Consider the following 2201-nt stretch of genomic DNA (forward strand, 5'->3'; position numbering starts at 1 on the left):
TTTACATTTTACAGCATCGGGTTCATTATTTTTTCTTGTACCATCTGTGGCTACATATAAAACCGTTGGCTGATACAATGCAATAGCATCCAGCACCTGTTGTGTGGTGGCAGGCCGGTTAAACGCAATTAATAAAACGGGAACTTTTAACATTTTACTTTATGGCTTCTGCATATAAAGAATCTCTTTGCCTTGCAGCTAAATCAATGGCAGGATCAAACTCCCTGATTGCTGCATTTCGTAATCCCATTTTTGTAAGAATATTGATCATGTTGGTTTCATCAAACATATACTTATGCTCTGTGCCCATATAGGCAATATAATTTACCCAATCTATCAGCGATCCTGTTTCATTAAATCCGGGAGCATACACCGGTTGATTTTTTGCAGCAAAACTTTCGTCTTTATTAGAGTAGGCATCAATAAACAATCTTGCATTGGGTACACAAATTGAAAATATGCCGGCAGTTTTTAATACCCTTTTACATTCTGTTAATAAAATTTCAATTTCGGGGTAGTGCAGGTGTTCAAATAAATGAGAAGAGTAAATTTTTTCAATACTGTTATCAGGGAAAGGGATGCCATTTCTTAAATCCCAAACCAGGTCACATTTATGGCTGTTATCCAAAGTTGTCCAGCCATCGGTTCCTTTTTTTTCTCCTGCACCAATTTCAAGAAAAATCTTTTCCTGTTGCAGCAGTTTTTTTATTTTAATTTTTGATTGCTGTACCAATTTAAACCTGTACCCTTTTTCAAGCACGGCATAAATATTTTTTGGCAATATCTTTCTTAATTTTTTTCTCATTTATATAAAGCTAAATTAAATTAATGATGATTTTTTTTACACCCGTATTCAAATTTTTACAAAACCCCTTTCCTTACTGCCACAATATTTTGAAAAGCAAAAATTTCATAAAAAAGTGGCCTGTATTTACCCAATGGATACATGCTGTTGGGTAACAGCCTGTAAAAATCAAAACCGGGTAATACATTTATAATATCCGATAAAAATGTTCTGGACATAATATTCATTTCGTTAAACTCAATTTGAATAATGTCAACCATATTATTTGCTATACAATTTGCAGCGCCTTTAAGTACATTCAGCTCATTACCTTCTGTATCAATTTTTAAAAATGAAATATTTTTAAGGTTATTTTCTTTTACAAACAGGTCAACTGTTGTAAGCTCAATATCTGTTTCTTTTACTTTGTATTCGTGAATTTTTTCAATTACACTTTTATAAACGCTGGCATGTTCTGATCCGTCGCTTTCAGCAGAGTCATAAATTTTTGTAGTCATCGGCATTTCGCCTAAACCCATATTTACGGGATGGAATTTATTTGCCGATGCATTTTTACTTAATACTGCAAAGGTAGCCGGGTGTGGTTCAAAGGCATAAATAGGCGCAGCAGCTCCCTTCTCTAAAAGTAAAACAGAATAATTTCCTACATTGGCACCCACATCAAAAATTGCACCCGATGATAATTTATTTTTTGTAATTAAAAATTCAATAAAAGAAATTTCACCACTTACTTTTCCATTTTCGTAATTCAGTACACCCATGCCATGTACACTAAGTTTATACAGCAACCTGTTTAAAGGAAAGAAAACTTTTCTTGCAAATAAAAAAACATATACTTTTTTTAAAGTGGTGTATGCCGACATTGAGATTATTTATATTTTAATTTTATTTTTTTTGCCAGTACCCAATAATATCCGCTAAACTTTGCTCTAATGTTATTTCAGGCTGCCAGCCAAAATCTGTTTTCATTTTTTGGTACGAGCCTGTAATTTTCCTGTTTTCGTTGGGGCGGATGAGTTGCGGATTTACTTCCGTTTCAATACTAATATTCAGCTGCTTGCTCATTATGGTGATAATATCTTTTAACACTGTGCCCTTGCCCGAACAAATATTATACACCGAATTTTTTTTACCCTGTTTTAATAAAATATAATACGCTTTTGCCACATCACGTACATCCAAAAAATCACGGGTAATGGATAAGTCGCCGGTAATTATTTTCTTTTCTTTTTTATCATCATTGGCAATGGCCACCAATTGTTTTGCAAAAGATGAAATAACAAATTTATCCAGTTGCCCCGGGCCAATATGATTGAACGAACGGGTAATGATAATGTCAACATTAAACCCTTCGGCATAAATAGCAGAAAGCATTTCCTGCGCCACCCTGGCCACC

The 2201-nt window shown here is 34.1% G+C and carries 3 protein-coding genes; all 3 read right to left on the reverse strand.

What is annotated here, in order from left to right; all coding sequences use genetic code 11:
- Nucleotides 1-154 precede the first annotated feature (154 nt).
- Nucleotides 155-805 carry a class I SAM-dependent methyltransferase gene (locus tag ACY65O_RS16665; protein ID WP_462221991.1) on the reverse strand — a complete coding sequence of 217 codons (651 nt, stop codon included), beginning with the start codon at nt 803-805 and terminating at the stop codon, nt 155-157.
- A gap of 56 nt (nt 806-861) precedes the next feature.
- Nucleotides 862-1668 (reverse strand): FkbM family methyltransferase, encoded by an 807-nt coding sequence (locus ACY65O_RS16670; protein WP_462221992.1) that lies wholly within the window; start codon nt 1666-1668, stop codon nt 862-864.
- A 22-nt stretch (nt 1669-1690) separates the two neighbouring features.
- Nucleotides 1691-2201: GDP-mannose 4,6-dehydratase (locus tag ACY65O_RS16675; RefSeq protein ID WP_462221993.1), on the reverse strand; the 511-nt coding region annotated here is incomplete at its 5' end.

The sequence above is a fragment of the Ferruginibacter sp. genome, from assembly GCF_031430955.1.
Taxonomy (GTDB): Bacteria; Bacteroidota; Bacteroidia; order Chitinophagales; family Chitinophagaceae; genus Ferruginibacter.